At 72.9% G+C, this 4551-nt stretch carries 5 protein-coding genes and 1 pseudogene; 2 read left to right on the top strand and 4 right to left on the bottom strand.

The window, feature by feature from the left end:
- Together PKC53_RS18720 and PKC53_RS18725 are read right to left on the bottom strand one after the other, a co-directional pair.
- Window positions 1-696 (bottom strand): aminotransferase class I/II-fold pyridoxal phosphate-dependent enzyme (locus PKC53_RS18720; RefSeq protein WP_324431399.1); only part of this gene is annotated, 696 nt, incomplete at its 3' end.
- On the bottom strand, window positions 693-1994 hold the full coding sequence (locus PKC53_RS18725; protein WP_324431401.1) for a branched-chain amino acid ABC transporter substrate-binding protein: 1302 nt from the start codon (window positions 1992-1994) through the stop codon (window positions 693-695). The genes PKC53_RS18725 and PKC53_RS18720, both read right to left, overlap by 4 nt.
- A gap of 130 nt (window positions 1995-2124) precedes the next feature.
- Here PKC53_RS18725 and PKC53_RS18730 point away from each other — a divergent pair, with 130 nt between their 5' ends.
- A complete protein-coding gene (locus PKC53_RS18730; protein WP_324431403.1) occupies window positions 2125-2565 on the top strand; it encodes an Hsp20/alpha crystallin family protein in 441 nt (146 codons plus the stop codon).
- Here PKC53_RS18730 and tsaD read toward each other — a convergent pair.
- Window positions 2552-3652, bottom strand: coding sequence for a tRNA (adenosine(37)-N6)-threonylcarbamoyltransferase complex transferase subunit TsaD (gene tsaD, locus PKC53_RS18735; protein WP_324431405.1), 1101 nt, complete (start codon window positions 3650-3652; stop codon window positions 2552-2554). The two genes, PKC53_RS18730 and tsaD, sit on opposite strands and share 14 nt — an antisense overlap.
- Before the next feature lie 72 nt (window positions 3653-3724).
- Between tsaD and PKC53_RS18740 the strand changes: the two genes are divergently transcribed.
- The gene (locus tag PKC53_RS18740) at window positions 3725-4213 is read left to right on the top strand and encodes a DsrE family protein (protein ID WP_324431406.1); all 489 of its coding nucleotides are present in this window, start codon (window positions 3725-3727) and stop codon (window positions 4211-4213) included.
- Between the two features lie 192 nt (window positions 4214-4405).
- Here PKC53_RS18740 and PKC53_RS18745 read toward each other — a convergent pair.
- A pseudogene (locus tag PKC53_RS18745) lies at window positions 4406-4551 on the bottom strand (2Fe-2S ferredoxin); the annotation flags it as partial.

Below are 4551 nucleotides of genomic sequence, written 5' to 3' on the forward strand. Positions count from 1 at the left end.
CGCGACCAGCAGCCGGTCGTCGGGGTCGGCTTGGTCGAGGAAACTCGGCGCCGCGGGCCCGGCGCCGAACCACAGGCGTTCGTACACCTCGTCGGCGACGATCCAGGTGCCGGTGCGCCGGCAATGTGCGAGCAGCGCGCGCTGCGCGTCGACCGACAGCGTCCAGCCGGTCGGGTTGTTCGGCGCGTTGACCAGCAGCACGCGCGTGCGCGGCGTCACCGCTGCGAGCAGTTCGTCGATGTCGAGCGCCCATGCGCCGTCGTGCGGGCGCAGCGCGACGCGCCGCACCCGCGCGCCGAGGATCCGTGGCTGCGCAGTCAGGTTCGGCCACACCGGCACCACCGCGGCGATCTCGTCCCCGGCATCGACCAGCAGTTGCATCGCGACCATCAGCGCCGTCACGCCCGAACTGGTGACGGCGACGCGCTCGGCGCCCAGCGGCCGGTGCAGCGCCGACAGGTATGCCGCGATCGCCTCGCGCAGCGCCGGCAGCCCAAGGTTGTGCGCATAGAAGGTCTCGCCGGCGGCCAGCGACCGCGCCGCCGCGTCGCGCACCGGCGCCGGCGTCGGTTCGTCGCTCTCGCCGAACCAGAACGCCAGCACGTCGGCGCGGCCCAGCCCGGCGTCGGCGACCTCGCGGATCTTCGAGCCGGGCAGGCCGGCGACGCGTGACGACAGCGTGTCGGCGGCCTTCATGGCGATGTCGCCGCCGGCCACGCCATGCGGCAGGCGTGCGGCTGCGCGACCTGCGCGGCCGTGAAGCGGCGCAGCGTGCGAAAGCCGTAACCCGAGCCCTCGACGTCGTTGCGCACGCCCGGCCGGCCGGCGCGGTCCATCACGCTGACGACCAGCGGCTGCTGCAGCTGGTGGTCGTCGGCGCGCATCGTGCCGCCGTGCCAGCCGCCGAACGCCGCACCGTCGTGCGACCGGCCCGACAGCGCGCGCGCGACGTCGAGCGCCTCGACGCTGCCGGCGCGCTCGATCGCGGTGACCAGCATCTCGACCAGCAGTTGCATGCGCGCGTGCACGTAGTCGTCGCGCGGGTCGGGGAAACGGCGCCGGAACGCGGCGTAGAACGCCTCGGACGCCGCGTCGCCGAGGTTCGGGTGCCACTCCGCGACCGCGAGCACGCGCCCGACGCCGGCGTCGCCGAGCGCCGCCGGCACGCCCAGCGCGTTGCCGTAGAAGGTGTAGAAGTGCAGCGGCAACCCGAGGTCACGCGCCGCGCGCACCAGTTGCGTCAGGTCCTGGCCCCAGTTGCCGGTGACCACCGCCTGCGCGCCGCTGGCGTGGACCTTCGTCGCGTACGGCAGGAAGTCCTTGACCCGCCCCATCGGGTGCAACTCGTCGCCGACGATCTCGATGTCGGGCCGCGCGGCGGCGATCATCTCGCGCGCCCGGCGCGCCACGTGCTGGCCGAAACTGTAGTCTTGGTTGAGCAGGTACACGCGGCGCAGCTCGGGGTCGTCCCGCAGCACGTCGACCAGCGCGGCCAGCCGCATGTCGGCGTGGGCATCGAAGCGGAAGTGCCAAGGGCTGCAGCGCTCGTTGGTCAACACCGGGTCGACCGCCGAGTAGTTCAACAGCAGCGCGCGCCGCGCCGGCTCGCGCCGGTTGTGCTTGTCGATCGCGTCGATCAGCGCCGCCGCCACCGCCGAGCTGTTGCCCTGCAGCACGAAACCCACCCCCTGGTCGAGCGCGCCGCGCAGCAAGGCGATCGCCTCCTCGGCCTGTCCCTTGCTGTCGAAGCGCCGAAGCGCGAGCGGCCGCCGGCCGCCGGGCAGCGCGACGCCGCCGCGCGCGTTGACGCGCTCGACCGCCCACTGCAAGTTGCGCCACACCGCCTCGCCGGCGTTGCCGAACGGCCCGGACAGCGCCTCGACCAGCGCCAGCGGGATCGGGGCGCCGGCCGGGGCTGCCGGCTGCGCCGGCGCGCCGGCGGCCGACCACAGCGTCACCGCGACCAGCCAGGCGCGGACGAATCCTTGACTCATCTCAATGGGAGCGTCTTGCAATCGACATCGCTGCTGGCCATATTCACTCGCGATGTCGGGCGACGCCGCCCCGGCGCGAGCGCGATGTCGATCGGTTCTTTCGGGTAGTCGATGATTGTAGGAGGACCCCATGTTCCCGCTGAGCACGACCCGCGGCAGCAACGACCTGGCCCGCTCGTTCGAGCGCCTGTTCGACGAGAGCTTCGAGCGCTTCTTCGGCCTCGCCCCGCGCGGCGAAGGCGGCGCGCGAACGCCGGCGCTGGACGTCAGTGAGTCCGACAAGACCTACACGGTCAAGCTCGACCTGCCCGGGGTCGACAAGTCGGACGTCAAGGTCAGCATCGACGGGCGGCTGGTCACGGTGCAGGCCGAGACCAAGAAGGAAGAGGAGAAGAAGGAAGGCGAGCGCGTCGTCTACCGCGAGCGCTCGGTGTCGAGCTACGCACGCAGCTTCACGCTGCCACAGGAGGTCGACGAGGGCGCCTCGGCGGCCAAGCTCGACAACGGCGTGCTGACGCTGACGCTGGCCAAGAAGCAGCCGGCGCAGACCAAACGCATCACGGTGGGCTGACCGTCCCCGGCGTCGCGGGGCGGTTGCGCGGCGCGGCGGCGAGTGCCGCCGGCGCATCACCCGCCAGCTCGGCCAGCGGCCAGCGCGGCCGCACGTCGAACGCGTGGTCGCGTCGGAGTTCGGCGACGCCGGCGTCGAGCCGCATCGCCGCGGCGAGCGCGATCATCGCGCCGTTGTCGGTGCACAGCGCCGGCTCGGGGTAATGCACGCGCACGCCGCGGCGCGCGCAGGCCGTGTCGAGCTGGCGGCGCAACTCGCGGTTGGCGCCGACGCCGCCGGCAACCACCAGCCGCCCGAGGCCGGTGCATTCGAGCGCGCGCAGCGACTTGCGCACCAGCACCTCGACGATCGCCGCCTGCGTCGACGCGGCAAGGTCGGCGCGGTGCTGCTCGCACACGTTGCCCAGCCGCCTGACCTGCGTGAGCACCGCGGTCTTCAACCCGGCGAACGAGAAGTCGAGGTCGCCGCTGTGCAGCAGCGGGCGCGGCAGTTCGAACGCCGTCGGGTCGCCGAACTCGGCCAGCCGCGCCAGCGCCGGCCCGCCCGGGTAGCCTAGACCGAGCAGCTTCGCGCTCTTGTCGAAGGCCTCGCCGGCGGCGTCGTCGATCGACTCGCCGAGCAGCGCGTAGCGCCCGACGCCGTGCACCGCCATCAACTGCGTGTGTCCGCCCGAGACGAGCAGTGCGACGAACGGGAACGCCGGCGGGTCGGCCGACAGGAACGGCGACAGCAGGTGCCCCTCGAGGTGATGCACGCCCAGCACCGGGCGGTCCAGCGCCGCGCCGAGGGCGCAGGCCAGCCCGGCGCCGACCAGCAGCGCCCCGGCCAGCCCGGGGCCACGCGTGTAGGCGACGACGTCGACGTCGGCCAGCGCCAGCCCGGCGTCGCCGACGACCTGGCGCACCAGCGGCACCAGCCGGCGCACGTGGTCGCGCGAAGCGAGTTCGGGCACCACGCCACCGTAGGCCTGGTGCATCTCGACCTGACTGTGCAGGGCCTGCGCGAGCAGCCGCGGCGCGCCGGTGCCGCGGCGCACCAGCGCGACACCGGTCTCGTCGCACGACGACTCGATCCCGAGCACGTTCATCGGCCGGCAGTGTAGCCAGCGACGCCTCGCGGTCCCCGATGGACAATCGCGACCCTGCGCGAGGAGACGATGATGACACTGCGCCGCCGCTGGATGACCGCCCTGCCGCTCGCCGCCGCCGCGGCGGGCTTCGGCCGCGCGCGTGCCGCCGACGCACCGCCCGGCAGGCCCGCGAACGAGCGTTTCCCCGGCGACCCGCCGCAGCACAAGCTCGTCTACCAGCTCAACCGCGCCGAGCCCGAGTACATCGAGGCGATCCTGAACTCGGTCGGCGCGATGATCGGCAAGTACCAGGACAACGTCGCGATCGCGGTGGTCGTGTTCGGCCCCGGCATCCACCTGCTGGCCAAGCAACCGAAGCGCCCGGTGCCGCCGGCGCTGCGCCAGCGCGTGGTCAGCCAGGCGCGCGACTACGGCGTCAGCTACGTCGCCTGCGGCAACACGATGCAGACGCTGGGCTGGACCGCGAAGGACATCGTCGAGGTCGCCAAGGTCGAGCAGGTCGGCGCCGCGTCGCTGATGGAACTGCAGGAACAGGGCTACGCGTACATCGCCTGGTGACGGCAGCGCACGCCGCCGCCTGGCACGCCGATTGCTGGATGACCGTCGGCACCGCCACGCGGTGCCTGCCCATCTCCTCGGCAGGGCGAAGGCCCTCGTTGCGCCTGCGGGCCGCGGTCCGCAGGCGCTCTTTTTTCCTCCACCCTGGCCCGGTCGTGGTGCAGCGTGCACCGCCCGAGGGCACCCGGCGCCTCAGCCGTGCTTTTCCCTGGCGTGGTTGATCGAGTACTTCGGGATCTCGATCGTGACGTCCTGGTCCGACAGGATCGCCTGGCAGCTCAGCCGCGAGGTCGGCTCGAGCCCCCACGCGCGGTCGAGCAGGTCCTCCTCGGACTCGT

Origin of the sequence: Azohydromonas sp. (assembly GCF_035325925.1) — a bacterium.
Lineage (GTDB): Bacteria > Pseudomonadota > Gammaproteobacteria > Burkholderiales > Burkholderiaceae_C > Calidifontimicrobium.

Excerpts from the sequence above, each read along its gene's own strand:
- PKC53_RS18725 (WP_324431401.1), bottom strand. The coding sequence starts at position 1,994 with ATGAGTCAAGGATTCGTCCGCGCCTGGCTGGTCGCGGTGACGCTGTGG.
- tsaD (WP_324431405.1), bottom strand. The coding sequence starts at position 3,652 with ATGAACGTGCTCGGGATCGAGTCGTCGTGCGACGAGACCGGTGTCGCG.
- PKC53_RS18730 (WP_324431403.1), top strand. The coding sequence starts at position 2,125 with ATGTTCCCGCTGAGCACGACCCGCGGCAGCAACGACCTGGCCCGCTCG.
- PKC53_RS18740 (WP_324431406.1), top strand. The coding sequence starts at position 3,725 with ATGACACTGCGCCGCCGCTGGATGACCGCCCTGCCGCTCGCCGCCGCC.